Raw genomic sequence first — 24,159 nt, forward strand, 5'->3', positions numbered from 1 at the left:
GAAATAGGTGTTGCAGACTCTGATAAGAGCTACTAGACTATGAAATAGAGTCCTTTACAGAATCGGGAGCAATGTAGATATGAATGTGTTGAGAAAAGCAGTTATTTTAGGGTTCGCATCAACTATACAAGGTTTGGCTATGGCAGTGTTTTTGTTTCCCCACTTCATCCCTTCCGGTGGTGCAGCAAGTGTGAGTGTGTTATTAAACTACTTACTGCATATCCCTTTTGCGGTCACCTTGTGGGTAATGAACGCCTGTTTATTGGGTGCCGCTGTGAAGTGGCTGGGGAAGGGAAATGCCTTCTGGACCATGTATTGCGTAACAGTCACATCAGGGATGGTCGATGCGGCAGAGCCATTTCTGACAGGTACTGTTTCATTTGTATTTGTGGATCTTCTCATTGGAAGCATCCTTTTTGGAATCGGCGTCGGAGTTCTGTTTAGGATGGGTGCCTCCTCCGGGGGGATGGACATTTTAGCCCTCATCATTTCAAAGTTGAAAGGATACTCACCAGGGAAGACATTATTCGTAATAAATGGTAGTGTATTACTGTTAACTGGAATCGTAGTGGATCTGAAAATCATTCTATTCGCCATAGCGTGTCAATTTATCGCTACAAGAATCTTGGATATCATCATCAAGTTTGACTTCAGGCGAAGACTTACACATATTGAAAATGTTTAAATAAAAGGTCCGTCCCTCAGCTGAGGGACGGACCTTTTATCTAGGATATTTCTTTGATGATTGATTTTACGGTATGTGTAGGAGAATTTTCAAAGAAAGAGATGTATTGAAACAATTTGTTTTTTGGCAGTAGGGTTTTACGTATTTCCTTGGCTGATTTTCCTTCCTGGTGGGCTTTCGTGACAGAATCCTGGAGGCGGAGAAGGTAATCCCGCTTCTTCTCTAGCAGCTTTCTACCGTGCTTTAGGTACCCTTGATGAGAACAATACACCTCTTCGAAGGAATATGTCAGGACTTTGTTTATGGATCGAATCAGTTCTGGTACAGATTCGAACGAGAAATTAGACGTGGGAGAATGAAACAAATACAAATCTCCGGAAAAGCAGATTCCTTTCTCTTCATCGATAAGAACAATATGATCATCAGCATGGCCGGGAGTATGGACGATTTGAAACGAATGGTGTTCGGTTTCAAATGCAGGCTCTTGAAGAGGCATAGGATGAAACGAAGGACGGTTATGCCAAAACATGGCACGATAAAAAGGCAGTTTGGTAACTTGATTGCACTTGTCGACTCCCAGGGGGTGGATCCATTGAGGAATAGAATAAAAGCGTTCTATCCAAGCACTATTGCCGGTATGATCTTCATGGTGATGAGTGTGAATGACCCGTTTGATGGGAAGCTCTCTGAAGATCGAACGAACTTCATTTTTCATACTATATGGTCCTGTGTCTATAAGAACATCATCGACTTTAAAAATATAAACGGGCATTTTTTGACCAAATGTTTGAACGCTTAACTTGAAAGATTGTATCAACTCAGTTACTCCTCACCAAAAATTGTTATAGTACAATATTCGAATAAAATGTGAAAATCCCTGCTAATATCTACATCTTTTCTAGGGACGGACCTGAAATATCATCTATTACTCGTATGCCGAAAATGGTAAACTAGAGAAAAGGTAGTTGTTTGACATAGGGGGCAATGTTTTGCAGAAATGTAATGTATGTAAAAATCAATTTCAGTGGAAAGAGTTGTTATTTTCAATTTGGGCTTCATATAAACCAATTGAATGTAGTCAATGTGGAAAAAGGCATGCAATCAATTTTGTCTCAAAATTCATTGTTTCCTTTTTGATTATTATCCCGGCAGTAGTTTTTGGTTTATTGATTGCACCTTCTCAAGGGCTATCAAAACCGGTGACATTCGGAATCATCGTCCTGATGGCATTTGTTATTTCACTTATCCTCCCGTTATTCGTTAAATATGAATATAAGCAAGGATGAAGAGAGGCTGGGAAAAGAGTTTAGTTAAAAGAAAATCCGAACGATCATCGAAATTTTTTTTTGAAAATCGATGTCGTTCGGATTTTATCATTTAACTGTTTAAGTAAATACTCTTGCTTTTGGATATAGTGAGTAGTGGTTGATTTGCGCTCCAGGTGCTCGCTTTCCGCGGGGCTGGCGGTGAGCCTCCTCGGCTGAGCCTGCGGGGTCTCACCTGTCCAGCGTTTCCCGCAGGAGTCGAGCACCTTCCACTCCAATCAACTTTCTAAGCGTAAGCGATTTACTATAACAGTGTAGTGACGAGATTGCTACATCATTGCATACACCAACTCTAATCCTATTAGTTGCAGTGACAGATTAGAGTTAATAAAACGAATACTTTTCCTTACCTAATGTGAATGACCCATTCTGCTAAGACCCAACACAATTGCAGAACATTAGAAAACTATAGTCTGTGTATAAATAAAGACAACCATGATGAACCTGGAATTATAATATGATTGCTAAAGCATATACACTGTATAAAACGGTGTAACAAGTGATCCTAACAAATTATTTGATTGTTCGTCTTTAGAGGAAATGGATTTAGTTTCCCAGTCTCATTTTTAAACATTCACTATTTCTTTTTCATTTCCTTTAATACTTCTTCCAATCGATCAGGGTAGTTGGTGAACATTCCTGTCACTCCCCACTCAATCAGCCTTTTCATATCTTCTTTTTCGAGGACAGTATAAGGATGGATAAGAAGATCATGTTCACGCACTTTATCTACGTATTCTTCATCGATTTTCTTAAAACTCATACCCAATCCAACAGCATATTCCTCATAATGGTCAAGCTCTTCGTCCGTGATGGTTGCATTATTCTTATAGTCAATTAACTGGACAAGAGGGATGTCTTCATTCATTTCATGAACTTTTTGAAGGCTTGCTTCACTAAAAGACTGAATGATCACTTTACTGGAAGGGCCGTTTTGTCTTATCAGATGATAGTCTTTTAATATCTTAAGTAATTTTTCTTCCATACCGGGATATACTTCAGGAGATTTTGTTTCAATATAATAATGTTTGTTTTTTCCGAAATGTTGTATGACTTCTTCAAGAGTCTGTACTTGCAGGCCGTTATATTCCGAATTAGCCTTTTCAGGGTACATTTCATTGAACCAGGATCCCGCATCCAATTCTTTGATTTGATCCAACGTATAATCCTTAACAAGTCCCGTCCCATTCGTTGTTCGATCAAGTGTTTCGTCATGCATGGCAATCAATTCACCATCTTTGGTCATCTGCAGATCAAGTTCTATGTAGTCCCCACCAATTTCGTCACCCAACTCATAGGAAGGCAGCGTGTGTTCCGGGGCGTAACCTGATCCCCCTCTGTGAGCAATGTTTAGAATCTTATTATCATTCATTGACGGGTGACCTGATTGAGCGGAGGCTGGCTGAACGATCGCGGCTCCGAAGCCCATGATTGCTGCCGATAAACAAACATTCTTCATAAATGTATTCATTTTATTTTCTCCCTTCTGATTTTAGCTCAATTAAAGGATATAAAATGAATGTGAATAGAAATGCAGACGAATGAAAAGCTAATGTGAAAATTGGATGAATAGAATATGACAGTTGAGGCGAAAGGCGCATGTCCAAAGTTTGTAGAATAATTTACAGCATTAGGAAAATGCTATAAGAAAAAGTAAAGGAGCCGAAAGATGGAGAAACAGGACATCAGATTGACTACATCAGAAATCTCCGCTTTATGGACGACGTATATTAAATGCTCGGCATTGAATTGTTTTTATACTCATTTTCTTACGTATCTAGAAGATGAAAGTGTTACATCCCTTATTGAAGACAGCTTGAACACAAACCTTGAGACGATGCAAGAAATCGGGGAACTATGTATCTTAGAGGGCTTTCCCATCCCTTCAGGCTTTACAGACAAGGATGTGGATACGTCTGCTCCACCACTTTACACGGATTTATTTGCTCTCAGCTTTGTCTATCGGGGAGGACAGGTCACTAACAGCCACTTTACGACAATCGTAGCATCGGTTGCCCGTTCAGATGTATATGACTTTTTCGAGAAGTGTCTGACGAAATCTCTGTCCCTGTATAAACGATCACTTCAACTGATGTTGAAAAAAGGGATTTATGATCGTCCGCCAAAAATAAATTATCCTCAGTCCACCGAATATATTACCCATCAGGCTTCTTTATTGGAAACCTGGTTAGGGGAAACAAGACCTCTTAATGCATTGGAACTTAGCGAATTATTCTTTGTGATTGAGCGCAATTGTATAGGCATCATATTATTGAAGGGTTTCATCCAAACCTCCAGAGACAACGAAGTAAAAGAGTATCTTAAAAAAGGGAGAAAACTTAGTGAAAAGCAAATTACAACGTTCAATCACATTCTGGTAAAAGACGATACGTTTCCCACTTACCCTGTATCTATGGAAGTGACGGCTTCCAGTATTGCGCCTTTTTCAGAAAAGCTGATGCTCTTTTTCATTTCATCCTCTAATTCAGTCGGCCTTTCTACGCTGTGTCATGCCATCACAATGTCGACAAGAAAGGACTTAGCCGTGCATTACATGCTATTTGTGTCAGAAATCATGAAATATGGTGCGGATGGTCTTAAGCTTTTAGTTGAGCGAGGGTGGATGGAGCAGCCTCCACAACAGGAAGACCGAAAAGATTTAAGTAGTTAAAGAATCTCTAAAAGTATTTTTTCTATCATCACAAAATGTTCGGAATTTCTTTTGTTTCTAAATGACAAAGAACGTGTGGATAGGATAGAATATAAGACATCAAGGTAAGGCTTCAAAAGTGTTGAGAGTGACACATGATTTGGTCAAACAATACGGTTTCTCTTTTAAAGAAGATTATAATAGAAGGAAAGCGGTGCTTGATTGACCTCCTGATTCATTCCAAGCTTTTGGTAGGTTGTGCTGTTCTTAAGGAGAAATGGATGCTAGAATACATCGTACATCAGGGAGTCGGCAAAGAATATGTGGTTTTCCTTCATGGAATCGGGGGGACCTCAAGTATCTTCTGTAAACAAATGGAAACCTTTAAGGATCATTATAATGTAGTGACGGTTCACTTGCCTGGTCATGGGGATTCACCAGGGGTCGATTCATATAATGAGCCGTTCACAATCAATTTAATTGTCCGTGAGATCGTAAAAGTCCTGGATGAGATTGGGATTGGACAAGCTCACTTTATCGGGATATCTCTTGGTTCAGTGGTTATTCATGAACTGATGCAACAAGTTCCCGATCGCGTGCAAACGGCGATACTAGGTGGTTGCATCACTCGGTTTACATTATTTTCAAACACTTTGCTGCAGGCGGGTCATGCTCTGAAAGGCATGATTCCCTTCATGTGGTTATATAAATTATTCGCATACGTCATGATGCCCAAAAGAAACCATAGAATTTCGAGGAAGTTATTTATTCGGGAAGCAAAGAAAATGAAACGGAAAGATTTTCTCGGGTGGTATCAACTTACCCCATTTGTTAAATCGACCTATGCCTCTGTGCAGGAAAGGGCGTCACACATCCCGAAACTCTACATTACAGGAAAAGAAGATCATCTGTTTGTCCGTTCGCTTGATGAAGATACGGAAGGAGATCCTTCAGCTATGAAGGTATTCCTTGACGGTTGCGGACATGTTTGCAATGTAGAAAAACCGTCTGAATTTAATCGTCTGGCACTGGATTTCATTAATACTAAACAGGTCCTTCCTCTGCAGAAGGTTCAATAACGTGCATGCATCCCATTTCTTGAATGAAATGGGATGTTTTTTGTGCCTGTATTTGGATTGGTGGGATAGGAAGGAATATACACAACTGAATGTTCAGAAACAGGATGAAAGGTCCGTCCCTAAAGGGTGGCGGATAAAAGGCTCTAATGAAGGAAAGTGAGAGGAAAAATCGGGGTCCGTCCCTTTAAAGGAAATGGGGGCCTGTTGGGAGAATATAGTATAGTGGGGTGTATGTTAGGGGGTTTGAGGGTTTGATTCGTGAGGTTTTGAATTTCAGGCAAGAGGAGTATCCGTTTGAGCTGTTTTCCGCTTCTCATTTGGCTGCAATTTTGGTTTCAGTTGGATGTATTGTGGGGTTATATATTTTTAGAGAGCGTGTACAGGGTAGTGTGAAGGGTTTGCTGAAATGGGTGCTGATTATTTTACTTGTATTGAGCGAAGTGTCTTTCCAGGTTTGGTATGGTTTGAATGATCAGTGGGATGTAACGATAAACTTACCTTTTCAATTATGCTCTTTGTCTTTGTATCTTTGTACCATCATGCTTATAAGCAGCAATTATAGAATGTTTGAAATTAGTTTCTTTTCCAGTATGTCCGGCGCGTTTATCGCCATCGTCACACCTGAATTATTTTTTGGCTTTCCTCATTTCCGTTTTTTTCAATTTTTTCTGGCCCATTTATCGATAGTTTTATCATGTTTGTACATGGTATGGATTGAAGGGTACAGGTTGTCTTTTGGATCGGTGATCAGGGCATTTATGGCATTGAATGTAATCGCAGTCGTAGCTTATGCTGTTAATAAAGTAGCCGGGGCCAATTACATGTTTCTTATGCATAAACCGTATAACGCAAGTCCGATCGATTATTTGGGGGAGTATCCCTGGTATCTCCTTTCACTCGAAGGGGTGAGTGTTGTATTATTTTTAATTCTCTATGCTCCTTTTCATCTTTTTAAAAAGAATCGGAAAGGTGAAAGGTAAATATATGAAACTTTCCTTTGACTTCATTCGTCTATTAACATATAAAGCAGGGAGCAGGTTTGATGACTCAACTATTAATCTTAAGTGTAATCGTTCTTGTTTCTTACGGATTGGGCAGTATAACAGGAGCTTATTATATAGTGAAATTATTCACTGGCAAGGATATTCGTAAGATCGGAAGTGGCAATGTCGGCGCAACGAATGCAGGTAGATCGACAGGTAAGAAAGGTTTTTTACTGACTCTCGTTGTAGATGCAGGCAAAGTAATACTGGCATTATCCTTCACTTCTCTCCTGACTGATGGGGAGGCATATTTGATCTTAAGCTCGTTCTTGATCATGATTGGGCACCTGTTTCCCATTCAACTCGGGTTTCACGGTGGGAAGGGGGTTGTAGCGTATTTGGCTACAGCATTATTTCTCTGCCCGTTAAGTATTGGTGTTTTCGCTATTATGATGGGCGGAGCATACATCGTCATTAGGAGATATACATTCTCAGGTCTTCTTTCAATGGGTACAATCCCGATAACTGCCTATGTGATTGAAGGTTCATTCACTATATCTGCTGGCCTGGGGGCTTTATTTATGACTGTCCTCTTTTTCCATAACAGATCATTTCATCATTCAGTCGAAACAAAGGAGGTACGAGAATGAATAATGATACTTTACACTATAAAATTGCATGCGAACAGGATGAATTTCAACAAATATACTCGTTAAATTATCAAACGTTCGTGGAAGAAATCCCTCAGCATGAAGAAAATGATACGAGTATGCTGGTGGATAAATTTCACGATGAGAATACATATGTGATAGCAAAAGCGGGTGATGAAGTCGTCGGGATGATTGCCGTAAGGTCCGAACGGCCATTTTCGTTGGATCATAAGCTCGGCAATCTGGATGAGTATTTACCTGATCAGGCAGTTCCATGTGAAATCAGACTGCTTTCAGTTAAAGAAGCGTATAGGAGTACAAGGGTCTTTTATCAATTATGTGACCGCCTCGTGTCCTATTGTTTGGAAAAGGGGTATACTATGGCGCTCATTTCCGGTACGGTACGCCAGCTTAAACTTTATAAGCGGATTGGATTTCTCCCTTTTGCTGAACTTGTGGGAGAAGAGGAAGCAAGATTTCAACCCATGTACCTGACCCGAGAGAGCTTCGAGAATTCAACTAAAGCATTTCAGCGCTTAATGATCCGGAAGACCGCTGAACTGCCCACACGTTCTTTTTTGCCAGGGCCAGTGCAGCGTCATACAAGAGTGGAGGCCGCATTTAGAAGGGACGCAATGTCTCACAGAAGCAGTCCTTTTCTGCATGAAATGGAAGTTGTAAGAAAGAGTTTACGTGATATAACGGGTGCGAATCATGTACAGGTGGCTGTGGGAACAGGAACCTTATCTAATGATATGGTGGCAGCTCAGTTGACAAAAATAAAGGGTAAAGGTCTAATTCTTTCAAATGGGGAATTTGGCAGCAGATTGATGGATCATGGTAAACGTTTCGATTTAACCTATCATACAATCGAAAAGGAGTGGAATGAACACATTACAGTGGAAGAAATAGAAACCGTCCTTCAATGTGATCCCGATATAAAGTGGCTGTGGACGGTTCATTGTGAGACATCGACAGGATATTTATATCGTGTAGGAGACATTCTTTCACTCTGTCAAAAATATAATGTAGAACTTTGTATTGATGCCTGCAGTTCGGTCGGAACAGTTCCAGTCGACTTTAGTAAAGTGTTTCTCGCTACCTCTGTAAGCGGAAAGGGACTTGGCTCGTATCCAGGACTCGCCCTCATTTTTCATCGGGAGATAATCAATCCAAGTGCGTCGATCCCAAGATATCTGGATGTGGGCATGTATGCTATGAATGGAAGTGTCCCTTATACTCACTCATCTAATCTACTAGCCGCATTAAATGAAGCCATCGAGTTGATTCACTATGATGGGACCTTGAACATCTCTAAAAATGTAAGGCGTAGGCTAGCTGATGAAGGGATTCAAATCTTAGGGGATGAAAATTACTCCCCCGGTGTGATTACCATTGCACTAAATAGGGAACAGTGTAGTAGACAATTCGGGGATGCCTGCAAAAGCAGGGGCATCTTATTAAGCTATGAAAGTGAATATTTGATTAATAGGAATTGGGTGCAGGTGGCACTTATGGGAGAACACAACGAACGAGAGGTTTTTGATGCCATGACAATGCTCATCAGAGAATATAACAGTATGGTTGGAACAAAGGTAGTGAAATGAGTGGGATGAAAGATTTCTTTTCGCGTTTTAAGACAAATAAACTGGTTGGGTTTGCCCTGCTTTCACTATGGATCAAAACCGTATTGGTCTCCTTAATAGGATTCAACATCCATGTAGAAACTTTTCTGGACATAATGCTCATATTATTAAATCCGGTCGGTTCCATCATGATATTGATCGGTTTCAGCTTTTTTTTCTTTAAGAGGGTCAAGAAGATTCTGGTCGTACTTTTTATGGGGGTTGCGACCGGTCTCCTTTATGGCGATCTTCTTTACTTTCGTTTCTATTCAGATTTCGTAACGGTTCCCATTCTATTTCAATTTAAGAATGTAGGGGGCATCGGACCCAGTACGTTTGAATTGATGAGCCCTTGGGATTTACTCTTATTGGTTGATATTATCATTGCAGCCTGGATGTTGAAGAAGGACCGGCCGGGTTCTGACATCTTGTCACGCAGATGGAAGTTGACCTTTATCGTGATTAGTCTCTCATTATTGGTGTTGACCATTGGAATGGGATTGATTAAATCACCATACTTATTTGCAGAGTCCTATGATAGGGAACAAATGGTAAAATCCGTTGGGCCTTATAATTATCATATGTATGACATTGGGATTGCCGCAACGAACCCATTTTCTCATCTACTTGCGAACAAATCTGACACCAAGGCATCCGTGCAGTATACTCAATCAACGAAGCAGGACACCTCTGACTTATTTGGGGTTGCTGAGGGGAAAAACCTGATATTAGTCAGCATGGAATCCACCCAGAACTTCGTTATCAATGCAAAAGTGAATGGAGAAGAAATCACACCATTTTTGAATTCCTTGATTAAGGACAGTTTTTACTTCAATAATATTTACGACCAGACGGCACAAGGGAAAACGTCGGATGCAGAATTCATGATTGATACCGGGTTGTATCCACTATCAAGCGGATCAGCTTTTGTGAGAAAACCCGATAATACATACGCCAGTCTTCCACATATGCTGAAAAAGAAGAAAGATTACTATTCAGCTGTTTTTCATGGGAATGAGCGCACATTTTGGAACCGTGAAATGATGTATGAGACCCTGGGGTACGATCGCTATTTTTCCAAGAGGGACTTTACCGTAACAGAAGATAATTCAATCAATTATGGGATAAAGGATATCCCTTTTTTCGAGCAGACAAGTTCCTATCTTGAGAATATCCCACAGCCGTTTTATACACGTCTCATAACCCTGACAAATCATTTCCCTTTTTTATTGGAGGAAGATGATCAATTCATCGATACAGCTTCTACGAGTGAAGATGTAGTAAACCGCTATGTCACAACGGTCCGTTACGAGGATGAAGCGATAAAAACATTATTTGAAAAGCTTAAAGCAAATGGGATGGATAAGAATACGGTAGTGGTCCTTTACGGGGATCATTATGGGATTTCCGAGAAATACGAACCAGGTGTTTTTGAGCTATTGGGTCAGAAGGATACTCCAGTCAACCATGCCAAGCTTCAGCAAGTTCCCCTGATCATTCATGTTCCAGGGGAAGAGGCAAGGACGATAGACACCATTGGAGGAGAGATTGATATCCGGGCAACGGTCCTGCATTTATTGGGTATAGACACAAAGAACGCTCTGTCATTTGGTCATAGCCTATTCACACGGAATGAAAATCATCCCGTTATTTTCCGTGATGGGGATTTCATTACAGATAAGTATATTTTCCAGGATAATGTCTGCTACAATAAAAAGAGTGAGGAGTCTGTAAGTGATTCCCTATGCGATCCATTTAAGGAAACGGTTAGAAAAGAGTTGAGGATGTCAGATGACATACTGTATGGTGACTTATTGAGATTTCTGGAATAGAAGCAATGTAAACCCCCGGCTCAAGTGAGAGCCGGGGGTTTATTAACGGAAATGAAGCTGTGTAGTGACTGTAATTTTATTATGTAAACAATACTAAGGATGCTTAAAATTCATCGTGAGTATGAAGGGGATAAAACCTGCCATTAAAACCAATCACGTTGATCTGTTTACTATGCAGAGGGTCATCTAAGCTCTTATACTGTCTGCTTATCCTTGATATGAATATTCCGGGAGAATAACTACCACTTGCATCAGCGAACTTAGTCCTCTCTGTTATATCTCCACTGACACTTTCCACTTCAATGATGGAACAATCTTCGTTGCAATCGATCTTATACTCTTTTTGAAGCCATTTTTCAAAATCTTGTTCAGTCGGTCTGTTAAGAATCGTAACGATACTAAGTGCAACGATTACAGCCATTACAAAAAGAAACGTCGATCTTTTGTTCATTGTTCGATTCCTTCTTTCCGTAAATGTTGGAAAATACTGATAAAATTAGTTTATCACAGTTTGCGAGAGAAGAGTGAAAAACACCATAATAAAAGAGCCTGGGGTCCCAAGCTCTTTTCAAAGATTCATTTTAAGGAAGAAGCGGCAGTGTGATTTTTACAACGGTTCCTTTGTTTAATTCACTTTCATATTCAATCATTCCGCCCATTTCACGAATAAGTTTATTTGTCACCATGCTTCCCAACCCCGTCCCTTTGGACTTCGTTGTATAAAAGGGTAAGCCGATTTTCTTTAACTCATCTCCGGTCATTCCTTTTCCGTTATCCGAAATGCTGATATGAATAGAGCGAGACAAGGGATCTTCTTTTAAAGTGATTGAAATTTTACCTTGATTCTCAATGGATTCGATGCCATTTTTAATAACATTCATGATGGCTTGCTTTAAATGGTCCGCATCACCTTTAATATGATGGGTGCCCGTTCTGTGAAAAACGATGGTAGTATTGGAGTAGGATGCAAAAGGTATCAATAGATCCACACACTCCCCGATGATATGTTCAATGTTGAGCCTTGACAGTTGGAATCCGCTTGGTTTTGCCACGCTCAGATAGTCTGTGATAATTTTGTTGGTTCGATCCAATTCATTGAGGATGAGGGGGGAGTACCTCTTTAACCTGCTGTCCTGTGAGTCCTCGCTTAGGTGCTGAATGAAACCCCTCACAGTTGCAAGAGGATTGCGGATCTCATGGGCGATTGAAGCGGCCATCTGCCCAACCATATTCAGTTTATCAAGATATACCATTTCTTCAATCTGCTTATTCGTCCGGATCAGATGCTCAATGATGAACACCAAAGCGAGAAATGTAAAATAAAAAACTGAAAAATAAATGATATAAAAGGGCAGATGTAAAATAGGGATAGTAATAGTAATAATCGCTATGTAGAATATAGAATGGATAAGAAAGATAAGAGTACTCACTAAAAATTTGTATTGAGTCTTCAACAGCATCTTACGAAAGATGACCCCTATTACAAGGGCCAAAACTGAAACGGCAATACCCACTGCAACGTAAGGACCGCCTATTAAATAACGAAAGATGATGACAAACCCGAGTACGATAGACCCTGATAATAAACCTGCATATATGGTGGAAATCAGGATTGCAAGCATGCGTAAATCAAAATGAGTGGCACCAAGCGTCTCGATGGGGTACAACATGCATAAAAGTGCCCCAAATGCTCCGACCAACCCATATGTAATTTTGTGTTTGAAGATAGAGTCCTGTTTTTCTCTGAATGGAAAAAGGACATTTGCATTATAGGTAAAAGAAAATAAGATTGTAATATTGATCAGTAGAGTTTTGATTAATGTAATCAAATAAAAGCCTCCAAAAACGATTTGACTCAGGAACACCAAAAGCTCCCTGTCTAATAATATACAAGAACATACAAATACTAAAAATACTTCATTTCCCCCTATTAGTCAAATTTCAGGGACGGACCTCTAAATCGCTTGAATTTTTAAGCAATCACTTTAATAAAATGTAGTGTTGAAGCATGTTACATGGAAATTTGAGATCGAAAATGTGACTTAATCCAAGGTCCGTCCCTCTCTATAAGCAGGTATTTTAGCAGGTAGAATAGAATATATAATTTATATGGCTTGTTTAGGGGTATTGGATGTAAAGAGTTGATACATAGTTGGATAGTTGGGTGTTGCCAAGTGCATAGGGTGGTTCGGCCGTTCTGTTAGAGTATCATATGAGGAGGGATGAAGGTGATGGAAGGACAGGTCTTGGATCAACGCCAGCAGGTGAAAATCATGCATAAGAAAATCCCATTGAAAGAAGTGGTGAAGAGGGCTATCCTGATTACTATAGGAGCTGTGATCATGGCTGTCGGTCTGGAGATTTTCCTTGTTCCCAACCAGGTCATCGATGGAGGGATTGTCGGCGTTTCCATTATGCTCTCACACATAACAGGCATTAAGTTGGGACTTTTTATCTTTATTTTAAACATCCCCTTTTTCTTCATTGGATATAAACAAATCGGTAAAACCTTCGCATTTTCTACGCTTTATGGCATTATCATCCTTTCAATTTCGACAACATTTCTACATCCTGTTGCTGCCTTTACACAAGATATTCTGTTGGCATCCTTATTTGGAGGCATTGTTCTCGGCATAGGGGTTGGTATGGTCATCAGATACGGGGGATCTCTTGACGGAACTGAAATCCTGGCCATTTTATCAAGTAAAAGGCTTCCTTTCTCTGTAGGGGAAATCATCATGTTTGTGAATCTTTTCATTTTAGCCAGTGCAGGCTTTGTCTTCAGCTGGGATAGGGCCATGTATTCTCTACTCGCTTATTATGTTGCATTTAAACTCATTGATATTACGATTAAAGGGCTGGATGAATCTAAATCCGTTTGGATCATCAGTGAGAATTACGAAGAGATTGGAGACGCCCTCCTACATCGGTTAGGCAGGGGTGTCACTTATTTAAAGGGAGAAGGTGCCTTTTCAGGAGATGACAAAAAGGTCATATTCTGTGTCATCACACGACTTGAGGAGGCAAAGTTGAAGGACATCGTGGCAGAGCATGATCCTTCCGCATTTCTCGCGATAGCGGATATTGCTGAGGTAAGGGGAGGGAGGTTTAAGAAAAAAGACATTCATTGATGCCGCTTTTATGAAAGCTACATATAAATGCACAGCATCGGGATAACTCCTGGTTCTGTGTTTTTTTATGTGTGAAGTCCCAAGACGCCGAATGTGTCCCGTCTATTCAGTATGCTTTCTGTATTGGATTATGTAGATATTCTTATTGTCGGCTACTTGTACTTGTAGTACTATTATCTAGATTAGGATGAAGAAATTACTCGATACCGAAAATTCGATGAGGAACCTTCCAAGAAGTCACAAAAATATCATCTTCAATAGAGGAGAACGGAATCATGGAACTTGTAATACTGATTAAAGCATTTATTCTCGGTATGGTAGAAGGCTTGACGGAGTTTGCTCCGGTATCCTCTACCGGCCATATGATCGTGGTGGATGATCTATGGATCAATTCGATAGAAGTGTTGGGGAAATACCCTGCCAATACATTTAAAGTAGTCATTCAACTTGGATCCATTCTTGCAGTAGTCATAGTGTTTCGAGAGAGATTCAAGGATTTATTAGGGATGAATTCCCTTAAAGAAAATAGATCATCAAAATTAAAACTATCACATATATTAGTCGGGTTGCTCCCGGCAGTAATACTTGGGTTACTGTTCGAGGACTACATCGATGAACATCTCTTTTCACTAAATACGGTCCTTGCAGGGTTAGCCATAGGTGCTTTCCTTATGATCGCTGCCGATCTGTTCCGGCCAAAGGTGCAGGCGGTGGAAACCGTTGATGAGATCACCCACAAGAAAGCGTTGATGATTGGACTGATTCAATGTCTATCTTTATGGCCGGGGTTCTCAAGGTCTGGTTCTACCATTTCAGGTGGCGTATTACTTGGGTTAAGCTACCGTGCAGCGTCTGATTTCACCTTCATTATGGCTGTACCGATCATGCTGGGTGCTAGTGCTCTGTCTCTGATGAAAAACTGGATGTATTTCAATGCTGAGTTCATGCCCTTTTTAGTTGTCGGATTTATCAGCGCATTCCTATTTGCTTATTTATCGATCCGCTTTTTCTTAAAAGTGATCAACAAAGTCAAGTTAATCCCATTTGCCATTTACCGCCTTATTCTGGTGGGCATTATTTTACTGATTTTTGTATAATGTAGCACTTGACAGTTAGAAAATACTCCCATATAATTTCAATAACACTTTTATCTATAGTTGAATATACTATACGAAAGCAAAGAAGAGGACATGATTCATTCACCATTTTCTTGATCAGAGAACAGGGTCACCGGCTGAGAGCCCTGAAGAGAATTGAATGTGTTACCACCTTGGAGCTATTATGGAGAAATAACAGTATCCATAATCGGGAAAACCGTTATCTTACTTAAGCGAAGAGTTTTATTATAAACTTCGAAATTAGGGTGGAACCACGACCGCACTCGTCCCTTGGTTAGGGATGAGTGCGGTTTTTTTATTATAAATATGCATTGCGCTATGAAGAGGACACGGGTCATTTAAACTTTCTTACCAGAGAACAGGGTCATCAGGCTGCAAGCCCTGAAGAAAGGAAAATGATTTACCACCTTGGAGCTATTATGGGGAAATCCATAATCGGGAAAACCGTTATCTTACTTGAGCGAAGGACCAAAGTATTTTTTGTCTTTCGGAATTAGGGTGGTACCACGACCGCATTCGTCCCTTGGTTAGGGATGGGTGCGGTTTTTTATATACAAAATTTCAAGGAGGAAAAGACATGTCTATTCAATCAGAGGTGGAAAAGAGAAATCACAGGAAACTAGGCCAGGAGCTAGAATTGTTCATCTCCATGGAAGAAGCACCCGGTATGCCGTTTTATTTACCGAAGGGGATGCTCTTGCGGAATGAGCTGGAGGAATTTTGGAAAAAGGAGCACCTGAAAGCAGGCTATCAGGAAATCAGGACTCCCATCATGATGAAACAGGAATTATGGGAGAAGTCAGGTCACTGGGATCATTATCATGAAAATATGTATTTCTCAGAGGTGGATGATCAGAAATATGCCATCAAGCCGATGAGCTGTCCCGGAGCAGTCCTGATTTATAAAAGTAAACGGAGAAGCTACAGGGAATTACCCCTTCGATATGGGGAGCTTGGGTTGGTCCATCGTCATGAGCTGTCAGGGTCGTTAAGTGGATTATTGAGAGTGCGTTCGTTCACTCAAGATGATGCCCACCTATTTGTAAGAAAAGATCAGATTCGTGCAGAACTTCATAAAGTCCTCGATCTCATTGATCGTTTCTATGGGAAATTCGGTTTCGAATACAAAGTGGAGCTCTCTACTCGTCCGGGTGATTTTATGGGGTCTGTTGACCTTTGGAATCAAGCTGAAGGGGATCTTGAAGGAGTATTGGAAGAAAGGGGCGTTGATTATCATATCAACCATGGAGATGGAGCTTTCTACGGACCGAAGATCGACTTTCATATTCTGGATTGTCTCGGAAGAAGCTGGCAGTGTGGAACAGTTCAACTTGATTTTCAAATGCCTGAAAAATTTCAGTGTGAATATATTGGGGAGGATAATCAAGTTCTGAGACCAATCATGATCCACCGTGCTATTTATGGATCAATTGAACGGTTTATGGCCATAATCATTGAACATTTCGGAGGAGATTTCCCCCTTTGGTTAGCTCCGCATCAAGTGAAAATCCTTCCAATTTCTGAAAATCACATCCCATATGCCCAAGAAGTGAAGTCACTTTTTGAAAGAGAAGGATTCAGGGTGGAACTGGACGATCGCGTTGAGAAGATGGGGTTGAAAATCAGGGAAGCCGAGATGCAGAAAGTGCCATATATGATGGTTATCGGGGATAAAGAAATCCAACAACACTCGGTGTCACTTAGAAAAAGGAAGGAGGGTAATCTTGGTTTACTTCAAGTAAATGAAGTCATTCAAAGATTGACTGACGAAAGGTGAGGCAGCAAAAGTAATTTCACTAATTGTAGGAAGGGAAGGGTAGGGAATACTCATTATCCCCTTGACCATTTCCTTTATTTTCTATAAACTAACAGAAGGAAAATTCTGAATACAAAGAAAGGGGGAGGAGAAATGAGCACTTTTAATTTGGTTTATCGCTTTATTTCTCCTTTCCTATTAAGAGCTAAAAGGTAATTTATTTACTTTTTAGCTCTTTTTATGCTAGGGGGGAATGAAAATGGGATATAAGAGAGTGTTAATAAAATTAAGCGGTGGTGCTTTGGCGGATAACGAAGGCAATAATTTTGGGACGTCAGAGCTTGAGCATATTGCAAACGAGATCTTATCCATTGTAAATATGGGTATTGAAGTGTCTTTAGTAGTGGGAGGAGGAAATATTTTTCGTGGAAGTTTGGCAGATAAGTGGGGAATTGAAAGAGTGGAAGCCGATAGCATCGGGACGCTTGGAACAATCATTAACAGCTTGATGCTGAGAGGTGTTTTAAAAAGCAAAACGGATAAAGAAGTAAGGGTCATGACCTCAATCCCCGTTTCAGCAGTGGCTGAGCCTTACATCCGCCTTCGAGCAGTCCATCATCTGGACAAAGGGTATATTGTCATCTTCGGAGGGGGTAACGGGCAGCCTTTTGTCACGACCGATTATCCCAGTGTCCAACGTGCGATTGAAACAAACAGTGATGCTATCCTTGTAGCAAAACAGGGAGTAAATGGTGTATTCACCTCTGATCCCAAACGTGATAAAGAGGCGAAGATGTATCAGAATTTAAACTACGATGACGTGGTATTAAATAATATAAAAATCATGGATCAGTCAGCACTCCTGCTAGCGCGTGATTATAAATTACCTGTTCATATCTTTAACTTTGACCAGGTGGGAATCATGAAAAAAATATGCTCAGGACAGAAGTGGGGAACATTGATTAATCACGAAGAGACAAAATTATAAACGAAATGAATGTAACTGTAACGGGTATCAATCTCAGCTTATAGAATTATTTTTTTATAGGAAAAACCTATTACTAGACAGTGAGCAGGAATCAACTACAACTTACTTTGTTTAAAGACAATAATTTATAAGAGAAATAGAAATTTATACCAAAAGGGGTTTTGTATGAGTTATTCATTTCAAGTTATGACCCAGAAGCAAGCGGAACATATAGCAAATACATGGAAATATGATGGGGAGTATTCGTTCTATGACCTGACGGAGGATGAAGAAGACTTAGCAGAATTCTTGGATGAAAATCAGCGTGGCAGCTCGACATTTTCAGTTTTTCAAGAGGGGAAAAAGGTTGGTTTCTACTCCTTTCAAGTTTTGCCGGATGGAACTGTAGATATTGGACTCGGAATGGAACCGAGTATCACAGGAAAAGGACATGGAAAAAGGTTTACTGAATCCGGATTAAAGTTCGCCCAAGCCAAATATTCACCAGATGCGTTCAGTCTATCCGTGGCCACTTTCAATGAACGTGCAATTAACGTATATAAGAAGGTGGGCTTCAAAGCCCTTGAAACATTTACCCAAGAAACGAATGGAAGCCGCTATGAATTCCTGAAAATGAAATATGATCTTCATAACAGAGAGTAAGGAGGGGGAAAGGTGAACGTCAAGCTCCTGAACCATTTTGAACCGGATAGGCTGAACGAAATGAGAGAGGTATACCATTCAGTGGGGTGGTTTAAGCATACAAATGAGGTGGTCTCCAAAATATTTCTGAGGAGTGATATCGTATCCTTGGCAGTTTTAGAAGGGCGTATTGTTGGAGTGGGGAGAGCCCTGACGGATGGAATCTTCAATGCGACGATCTATGATGTGGTCGTTCACCGGGATTATCAACGCAAGGGGATTGCAACTCTTATCATGAAGGATTTATTGGAGCAACTGGCGGACGTATCTTGTGTCTTATTGATCTCGACTACGGGTAATGAAGCTTTTTATAGAAAACACGGTATGAAAAGTTTGAAGACCGGAATGGCAAGGTATCTCAACCCATCCCTTGAGGAGGAATATTTAACATAATCATGGAAAAGAGCCGGACAGAATATGACCGGCTCTTGCACTACTTATCTTTAAATCGTATGCGTTTTCCCCTTGGGTTCTTCGAGGTTCATTTTTTCTAATTCAAGCCTCATTTTCTGGGTTTCTATGACGAAATTTTCATGTTTGAGTTTTTCAAGTTCGAGTTCATCTTCTATCATTTTTTGTTTCAGCTTGGATTGTTTTTGGAAATGGTCTGTAATGATACCAAGAATGGGTATGGAAAAAATCATGATTACAGCTATGGTTCCAGTCATTTCAATCCTCCTCTTTCTCATTTTATGCTCGACTTGTAATAGTTAAATTATAACAAAGTGCGAGATGAAATAGTATAAAATGTGGTAATCATAAGTCAGAAACCGTTATAAAAGTATATACGAATGAATCCGTGAAAGAGTTTCAAAACTTTGAAAGTAATAGAGAGGAACCCACCCGTTTATCAGTAAAAAAGGGTGGTTTATACGTTCCATTTCCTTTGGACGAATGTCAGCAATGTCCCTCGGTATTTTTTTACAGCAGAATTCATGATGGCATAGGTTAGGATTCCGCATAAGGGAATGTTAATGATCATTCCTGTAAAGAAAGCTTTTCCTATTTGCAATCCGACCCCTACTGCATCACCGGAGGAATCAAGCGGAAAGAAAAGATGTCCTACGACAAGATTCAAGTAGAAGAAGAAAGGGAAAGCCCAGATTAAAGAGACCCCGCCAACTAATCCGGCGAACGGGTTTCCTTTGAATATCTTTGCACTGGCTGTAGAAATGACAGGACCGATGCCGAAGGAAGGCACGAAATTAATCAATAAGCCAACCGTGAATCCTAATGCGATGCTATGGGCGTTATCTTTAAGCCGCAATAGTTTTAAAGTCAGGCACTTTAATTCTCTTAGTTTTTTTCTAATCATGTAATCATCACCATATATTATGAGAATGTGATTCCGTTCATATGTGTTATTATCATCCTTGTTTATAGTATGTCTAATTTTGAGCTTTGTAAATTAAAAATGGACTTTTTTATAGGAATTATTGAACTTTTTTTAAGACACAGCTTTATGAGTATGAATAAAATGGTATTCTAATACTAATAGAATATTTGGCAGAGCGAGGACTAAAAATGAAACTAACAAAAAAAATCCCCAATATGGTGACCTTGGGGAATTTATATTGCGGATTCTTATCCATCGGATTTGCAGCAAGTGGACAATTTAAAAATGCAGCAGTATTAATCATTATTGGCATGATGCTCGACAGTATGGACGGTAGACTTGCGAGGATGCTCAATGCAGACAGTGTTCTTGGGAAGGAATTGGATTCATTGGCCGACATCGTGACATTCGGGGTTGCACCATCATTTCTTGTGTATTATACATACTTTTTTCAATTTGGATTATTAGGGTTCATTGTGGCTGGTTTATTTCCTTTATTCGGTGCGTACCGTCTTGCACGGTTCAACACAAGTCCTCCGAAATCATCACTTCACTATTTTGTAGGTGTCCCTATAACGGCTGCGGGTGGAATCCTGGCGATTCTAACATTATTCGGTAACTGGATTCCGAATATCGTGACGACGGTCATTTTTACAGCGATGTGCTTTCTGATGGTGAGCAGGATCAGGATACCGAGTCTGAAAGAAGTTCCGTTACCTAAATACGGGACGATTGTGACAATCTTTATCGGGGCATTATTGTATGTAATCTTCAAAGGTACATATGAAGAATTCCCATATTTAATTTATATAGCAACTCCTTTGTATATTGCTTATCTGGCGTACCGATTTATAAGAAGATAAGTTTTCACTTACATTCGAGAGACAGAAGATAGTAATAATTTGAAATGAGCCAGGCAATGACTGCCTGGCTCATTTCTGTATTCTATTACAACATTTTGATCACAAGCCCACCAAGTGCCCCTGCAATCACGACCATCCAAGGCGGGAGTTTCCAGAACACCAGCATACTGAACAGAATCGCTGCAAAGGCAAAATCGACAGGTACGAGGATCGATGATGTAAAGATCGGGTGATAGAAAGCCGCTGTCAGTATTCCGACGACTGCTGCATTCACTCCCATCAATGCGCCTTTTATCTTTGGATTCCGCCTAAGGGAATCCCAGAAAGGCAAGGCCCCAGTAATCAGCAGAAATGCGGGCAGGAAAATAGCAACAGTTGCAAGCATCCCACCTTTCCACCCGCTGATAACAGCTCCAATATAAGCTGCAAAGGTGAAAAGGGGACCCGGCACCGCCTGGGCTGCACCATATCCTGCTAGAAACTGTTCTTCGGTTAACCATCCAGTCGGAACAAATTCACGTTCTAACAGCGGCAGTACAACATGCCCCCCTCCAAAGACCAGTGAACCTGATCGGTAGAAACTATCAAAGAGTGCCACCCATTCCGATGTGGTTGCTTCCCGCATAATCGGGAGAAGAATTAATAATCCAAAGAATATCATTAGGCAAATCACCGCTAATCTGCGGGAAATCGGGATCTTCACTTTTGATTCCTGATCTGAAGCATGACGTTTATAGAGTAGAAAGCCGATAAGAGCAGAAAGAAGGATAACTGCAACTTGGGAGATGGCGGTCTGCCAAATCAAAATGACAACCAGAGCGAACAGGGCAATGGCTTTTCTCTTTAAATCCGGCGTCAACTTTTGTGCCATTCCTAAGATTGCATGACCCACTACTGCCACTGCAACGATTTTCAATCCATGTATCCATCCAGCATCCGTCACCCCCATTCCCTGAAGGACGAGTGCAAAGAGAACTAACGCAACGACAGATGGCAGAGTGAATCCGAGAAAAGAAACAATACCCCCAAGCACTCCTGCCCGCATAATGCCTATCCCCATCCCAACCTGACTGCTTGCCGGTCCAGGCAGGAACTGACAAAGGGCAACGAGATCAGCATAGCTTTTTTCATCCATCCATTTCCTTCTGCGAACATATTCTTCGTGGAAATAACCAAGATGGGCAACCGGTCCTCCAAATGAGGTGAAGCCAAGCCTGGTTGAAATAATTAAGATTTCCATTAGTGTTTTAAGATTCATTGTTATTCACCTTCTTATCAATCTTTAATCTCTTTAAAGAGCTCGAACGCTTTGTTACGTGCCTCAATCAAAACGGCATTTCCTTTATCCGTAATGGAATAATACTTCCTGATTTTTCCCTCTACGTTTTTACTTTCTTTTATTAGTAGTCCGTCGGTTTCCATCGAGTGCAGGATAGGATATAAGGTACCCGAGCTGATGCTGTATCCATGCTCTCTCAGTTCCTCCAGCATCCATGTCCCATAAATGGGCTCTTCTTTGGCATGATGAAGAATATGTATTTGAATGAAACCGAGGAATAGTTTCCGTAAAACTTTCTCTTCCACTATAGTCACCTCCAGTTGATATCGATATGCGATATCGATAAGCGAAATCGTTTGATCATACTTTATCACAGGATTTACGATAATAAAAGAATGAACACATAGATTTACTCAAGTTTAATATAAGTGGAGTGATGGACCTTTTATTGTGAAATTAACCACCTGAGTCATTCTTACTAATCTCGCATCACCGTTTAGACCTATCTTCACATATTACTCAATTCGGGCATATCTTCTGAATCATGTCGATATACTTTACAGGTTTAGTTCAATGGTAAAGGAGAGAGGATATGATCAAAAAGATTAGTATGACGATTTTGGCACTGTTTTTACTCCTGCCATCATGGAGTCAGGCGGGATCTTTCGGAAATGATGATCCTTCAGGAGTCCCAGGGCAGTGGTATGTAGGTACGACTCCTTCGTATGTGGCTCCTTCAAAGCAACCGATCCTTTTTGTTCATGGTTTAAACAGCTCTTCTAATACATGGTGGAATGAAAACAATATGTACGACACCGCCTATCAAAATGGTTATGAAACGGCTTTCATCGACCTGTATCCTACAAAGAATATGTGGGACAACGGCGCGCTCCTGGCGCAGAAAATACGGGAGATCTACACTTACTACGGAGAGAAAGTGGTGGTTGTCGCCCATAGTAAAGGAGGAATCGATACCCAATCGGCTCTCGTCCACTATGGTGCCTTTCCTTATGTTTCAAGAGTGATCACCCTTTCTGCACCTCATCACGGCTCACAATTAGCTGACTTGGCTTATAGCAGCTGGGCGGGTTGGCTTGCTGGAATCCTTGGTAGTAAGAATGATGCCACCTACTCCCTGCAAACGGGGTATATGGCATACTTTCGCTCCGAAACCGATCAGCACGTAAATGTAAATAAGAATCCAATCTATACTTTTGGGGGAACTAAGTGGGGAGGGTTTGGAAGTTCTCTTTACTGGGGAGGATTATATCTTTGGGGGTATGGAAGCAATGACGGAGCGGTTACGGTTAATAGTTCCAGACTACCTTATTCCACCGAGTTGAGGGTGGGGGACTGGAATCATTTCACCATTAAAGAAGGCTCCTCCACTTTCAACTTATTCAGGGATTATTTAAATGAAAGCAACCTCAATTCATCAGGTACAAAGATTCAAAGCAGTGAGCAATCTTCGTCCTACAATACGGATGCGTCCTCGTACATCAGAGGTGGGGAAACGAACGGAAATAAACAAGAAAGAGTCCTGGTTGAAGAGGGAGCAGAGTCGGTGACCTTTGATTGGATAAGTAACAGTCCTTCCACTCGGTTGACACTGGAAGATCCGAATCGGAAAATCCATTCTTCCTTCAAACTTAAAAAAGATGAAGGGGAGTATTTTAACGGGGCTTATCATTATACTCTTACGATACCAAACCCTATTCCTGGCGAATGGACTCTCCAATCAACCTCTCCAAATTCAGAGAAATATCTTATGAATGTTTCATTCGAGAGTACAGTGAATGATGCTGTGATGGTGAACCTAGATAGGAATGAGATCAGCTTGAAGAAACAGGACAGTAACATCAAACTTCAACAAGAAACCACAATCGAATTTTACAGGAACGGCAAGTTAAAAGAAAGCAAGCTGAAACTTAAGGAAGGTACACTGAAACTTCCGAAACTGGGCGAAGGCGTTTACAATGTAACAATCGATATAGACGCTGCAAAAGGTAAAAAGAGATTCAAACGGACTCTCATCAAAACGATTTATGTTGATGCAACTGGGAAGGTATACGGTCAATAATAAGTACACTCATTAGGGAAGCTCATGAGGAGCTTCTCTATTTTTACATAATTTTTAGACATTTCATCAGATAGCATGCTACTCATGCTACACTAAAT

At 40.6% G+C, this 24,159-nt stretch carries 24 protein-coding genes and 1 other annotated feature; of the genes, 16 read left to right on the top strand and 8 right to left on the bottom strand.

The window, feature by feature from the left end:
- Positions 1–79 precede the first annotated feature (79 nt).
- On the top strand, positions 80–685 hold the full coding sequence (locus NQ095_RS18065; RefSeq protein ID WP_258264826.1) for a YitT family protein: 606 nt from the start codon (positions 80–82) through the stop codon (positions 683–685).
- 40 nt (positions 686–725) lie between these two features.
- On the opposite strand, the gene NQ095_RS18070 is transcribed toward NQ095_RS18065, so the two are convergent.
- Complete coding sequence (locus tag NQ095_RS18070; RefSeq protein WP_258264827.1) at positions 726–1,502, bottom strand: MBL fold metallo-hydrolase; 777 nt, start codon at positions 1,500–1,502, stop codon at positions 726–728.
- Positions 1,503–1,674: 172 nt separating this feature from the next.
- Here NQ095_RS18070 and NQ095_RS18075 point away from each other — a divergent pair, with 172 nt between their 5' ends.
- On the top strand, positions 1,675–1,971 hold the full coding sequence (locus tag NQ095_RS18075; RefSeq protein ID WP_258264828.1) for a TIGR04104 family putative zinc finger protein: 297 nt from the start codon (positions 1,675–1,677) through the stop codon (positions 1,969–1,971).
- A 616-nt stretch (positions 1,972–2,587) separates the two neighbouring features.
- Here NQ095_RS18075 and NQ095_RS18080 read toward each other — a convergent pair.
- Complete coding sequence (locus NQ095_RS18080) at positions 2,588–3,481, bottom strand: glycerophosphodiester phosphodiesterase (protein WP_258264829.1); 894 nt, start codon at positions 3,479–3,481, stop codon at positions 2,588–2,590.
- 198 nt (positions 3,482–3,679) lie between these two features.
- On the opposite strand from NQ095_RS18080, the gene NQ095_RS18085 reads away from it, so the two are divergent.
- From NQ095_RS18085 to NQ095_RS18110, 6 genes are all read left to right on the top strand, one after another.
- Entirely contained in the window at positions 3,680–4,681 is a 1,002-nt protein-coding gene (locus tag NQ095_RS18085; RefSeq protein WP_258264830.1) for a DUF3231 family protein, read from the top strand.
- A 260-nt stretch (positions 4,682–4,941) separates the two neighbouring features.
- Positions 4,942–5,739 (top strand): alpha/beta fold hydrolase, encoded by a 798-nt coding sequence (locus tag NQ095_RS18090; protein WP_258264831.1) that lies wholly within the window; start codon positions 4,942–4,944, stop codon positions 5,737–5,739.
- Between the two features lie 251 nt (positions 5,740–5,990).
- The gene (locus NQ095_RS18095; protein WP_258264832.1) at positions 5,991–6,719 is read left to right on the top strand and encodes a YwaF family protein; all 729 of its coding nucleotides are present in this window, start codon (positions 5,991–5,993) and stop codon (positions 6,717–6,719) included.
- A gap of 62 nt (positions 6,720–6,781) precedes the next feature.
- A complete protein-coding gene (locus NQ095_RS18100; protein ID WP_258264833.1) occupies positions 6,782–7,372 on the top strand; it encodes a glycerol-3-phosphate acyltransferase in 591 nt (196 codons plus the stop codon).
- Positions 7,369–8,979: an aminotransferase class V-fold PLP-dependent enzyme gene (locus tag NQ095_RS18105; RefSeq protein WP_258264834.1), complete on the top strand. Its 1,611-nt coding sequence runs from the start codon at positions 7,369–7,371 to the stop codon at positions 8,977–8,979. The genes NQ095_RS18100 and NQ095_RS18105 overlap by 4 nt, the downstream gene beginning before the upstream one ends.
- On the top strand, positions 8,976–10,829 hold the full coding sequence (locus tag NQ095_RS18110; protein ID WP_258264835.1) for an LTA synthase family protein: 1,854 nt from the start codon (positions 8,976–8,978) through the stop codon (positions 10,827–10,829). Before NQ095_RS18105 ends, NQ095_RS18110 begins: the two co-directional genes overlap by 4 nt.
- A 103-nt stretch (positions 10,830–10,932) precedes the next feature.
- On the opposite strand, the gene NQ095_RS18115 is transcribed toward NQ095_RS18110, so the two are convergent.
- Together NQ095_RS18115 and NQ095_RS18120 are read right to left on the bottom strand one after the other, a co-directional pair.
- On the bottom strand, positions 10,933–11,280 hold the full coding sequence (locus NQ095_RS18115) for a hypothetical protein (protein WP_258264836.1): 348 nt from the start codon (positions 11,278–11,280) through the stop codon (positions 10,933–10,935).
- A gap of 130 nt (positions 11,281–11,410) precedes the next feature.
- A complete protein-coding gene (locus tag NQ095_RS18120; protein WP_258264837.1) occupies positions 11,411–12,658 on the bottom strand; it encodes an ATP-binding protein in 1,248 nt (415 codons plus the stop codon).
- Between the two features lie 444 nt (positions 12,659–13,102).
- Here NQ095_RS18120 and NQ095_RS18125 point away from each other — a divergent pair, with 444 nt between their 5' ends.
- The 6 genes from NQ095_RS18125 (at position 13,103) to NQ095_RS18150 (ending at position 18,896) form a co-directional block, all read left to right on the top strand.
- Positions 13,103–13,960 (top strand): YitT family protein, encoded by an 858-nt coding sequence (locus tag NQ095_RS18125; RefSeq protein ID WP_375162860.1) that lies wholly within the window; start codon positions 13,103–13,105, stop codon positions 13,958–13,960.
- 275 nt (positions 13,961–14,235) lie between these two features.
- Positions 14,236–15,057, top strand: coding sequence for an undecaprenyl-diphosphate phosphatase (locus NQ095_RS18130; protein ID WP_258264838.1), 822 nt, complete (start codon positions 14,236–14,238; stop codon positions 15,055–15,057).
- A 73-nt stretch (positions 15,058–15,130) separates the two neighbouring features.
- Positions 15,131–15,352, top strand: a binding site (T-box leader).
- A gap of 303 nt (positions 15,353–15,655) precedes the next feature.
- Positions 15,656–16,855, top strand: coding sequence for a threonine--tRNA ligase (gene thrS, locus NQ095_RS18135; RefSeq protein ID WP_258264839.1), 1,200 nt, complete (start codon positions 15,656–15,658; stop codon positions 16,853–16,855).
- Positions 16,856–17,093: 238 nt separating this feature from the next.
- On the top strand, positions 17,094–17,822 hold the full coding sequence (pyrH, locus tag NQ095_RS18140) for a UMP kinase (RefSeq protein ID WP_375162858.1): 729 nt from the start codon (positions 17,094–17,096) through the stop codon (positions 17,820–17,822).
- Between the two features lie 165 nt (positions 17,823–17,987).
- Positions 17,988–18,464, top strand: coding sequence for a GNAT family N-acetyltransferase (locus NQ095_RS18145; protein WP_258264841.1), 477 nt, complete (start codon positions 17,988–17,990; stop codon positions 18,462–18,464).
- 12 nt (positions 18,465–18,476) lie between these two features.
- Positions 18,477–18,896 (top strand): GNAT family N-acetyltransferase, encoded by a 420-nt coding sequence (locus tag NQ095_RS18150; protein WP_375162859.1) that lies wholly within the window; start codon positions 18,477–18,479, stop codon positions 18,894–18,896.
- A 50-nt stretch (positions 18,897–18,946) separates the two neighbouring features.
- On the opposite strand, the gene NQ095_RS18155 is transcribed toward NQ095_RS18150, so the two are convergent.
- Both NQ095_RS18155 and NQ095_RS18160 read right to left on the bottom strand, forming a co-directional pair.
- Positions 18,947–19,171 carry a hypothetical protein gene (locus NQ095_RS18155; RefSeq protein ID WP_258264842.1) on the bottom strand — a complete coding sequence of 75 codons (225 nt, stop codon included), beginning with the start codon at positions 19,169–19,171 and terminating at the stop codon, positions 18,947–18,949.
- Between the two features lie 200 nt (positions 19,172–19,371).
- Positions 19,372–19,818, bottom strand: coding sequence for a DUF2062 domain-containing protein (locus NQ095_RS18160; protein WP_258264843.1), 447 nt, complete (start codon positions 19,816–19,818; stop codon positions 19,372–19,374).
- Positions 19,819–20,027: 209 nt separating this feature from the next.
- Here NQ095_RS18160 and pssA point away from each other — a divergent pair, with 209 nt between their 5' ends.
- A complete protein-coding gene (pssA, locus tag NQ095_RS18165; RefSeq protein WP_258264844.1) occupies positions 20,028–20,702 on the top strand; it encodes a CDP-diacylglycerol--serine O-phosphatidyltransferase in 675 nt (224 codons plus the stop codon).
- Positions 20,703–20,787: 85 nt separating this feature from the next.
- Here the strand turns inward: pssA and NQ095_RS18170 are convergent, their stop codons facing one another.
- Positions 20,788–21,960 (bottom strand): chromate transporter, encoded by a 1,173-nt coding sequence (locus tag NQ095_RS18170; protein WP_258264845.1) that lies wholly within the window; start codon positions 21,958–21,960, stop codon positions 20,788–20,790.
- Between the two features lie 17 nt (positions 21,961–21,977).
- Entirely contained in the window at positions 21,978–22,286 is a 309-nt protein-coding gene (locus NQ095_RS18175) for a PadR family transcriptional regulator (RefSeq protein WP_258264885.1), read from the bottom strand.
- 287 nt (positions 22,287–22,573) lie between these two features.
- Between NQ095_RS18175 and NQ095_RS18180 the strand changes: the two genes are divergently transcribed.
- Positions 22,574–24,061: a lipase family alpha/beta hydrolase gene (locus NQ095_RS18180; RefSeq protein ID WP_258264846.1), complete on the top strand. Its 1,488-nt coding sequence runs from the start codon at positions 22,574–22,576 to the stop codon at positions 24,059–24,061.
- The last annotated feature ends 98 nt before the right edge of the window (positions 24,062–24,159 follow it).

The sequence above is a fragment of the Rossellomorea sp. SC111 genome (genome assembly GCF_024733565.1).
Taxonomy (GTDB): Bacteria; Bacillota; Bacilli; order Bacillales; family Bacillaceae_B; genus Rossellomorea.